The organism is Bartonella sp. AP57NXGY (assembly GCF_042195805.1).
Classification (GTDB): Bacteria; Pseudomonadota; Alphaproteobacteria; order Rhizobiales; family Rhizobiaceae; genus Bartonella.
This window is the reverse complement of record NZ_JBHIOZ010000509.1, coordinates 1-722: the sequence shown is the minus strand read 5'-3', so window position 1 is coordinate 722 and position 722 is coordinate 1. Positions and strand designations below refer to the sequence as shown.

Here is a 722-nt window from a genome sequence, read left to right as displayed (position 1 = left end):
CCCGTTCTCTCCGCAACACTGCCAAACAACGAACGCATACAAATTGTTATGCCTCCAGCAGTTGCAGCCAATACCATTAGCATGACCATTCGTAAACCTTCATCACGCACTTTTTCTCTTGAAAGTTTACATGAAAACAATCTGTTTTCTGTCGCCCAAAACACCAGTTTCACACCCACGCAACAAATGACAGAACGATTATCCGAACTCTCTGATACAGACAAAGAGCTAACAGATCTCTTTATCGCGAAAGATTTTTGCACCTTTTTAGAAAAAGCCGTTATTACACAACAAAATATCTTAATATCGGGAAAAACCGGTTCTGGTAAAACAACCCTCTCCAAAGCTTTGATTGCAAAAATCCCTGACTATGAACGAATTCTCACCATTGAAGACACACCAGAACTTGTCGTTCCGCACGCCAACAAAGTGCAGCTCTTTTATTCAAAAGATAACCAAGGCTTAGCAAAAGCAGGCGCAAAAGAACTGCTTGAATCAGGCTTACGCATGCGCCCCGACAGAATCCTTCTACAAGAGCTGCGTGATGGTACAGCCTTTTACTATATCCGTAATGTCAATTCTGGTCACCCCGGCTCCATTACCACCGTCCACGCCTCAACAGCCCTTGCAGCCTTTGAACAAATGACCCTTTTAGTCAAAGAAAGTGACGGTGGTGGTAATTTAGCACGCGATGATATCCGCGGCTTATTAATCTCGATGAT

The 722-nt window shown here is 43.6% G+C and carries 1 protein-coding gene; it reads left to right on the top strand.

Annotated elements, in window-relative coordinates:
- A partial coding sequence (gene virB11 / locus ACFIL8_RS11740; RefSeq protein WP_375689953.1) for a P-type DNA transfer ATPase VirB11 occupies positions 1 to 722 on the top strand: 722 nt, incomplete at both ends.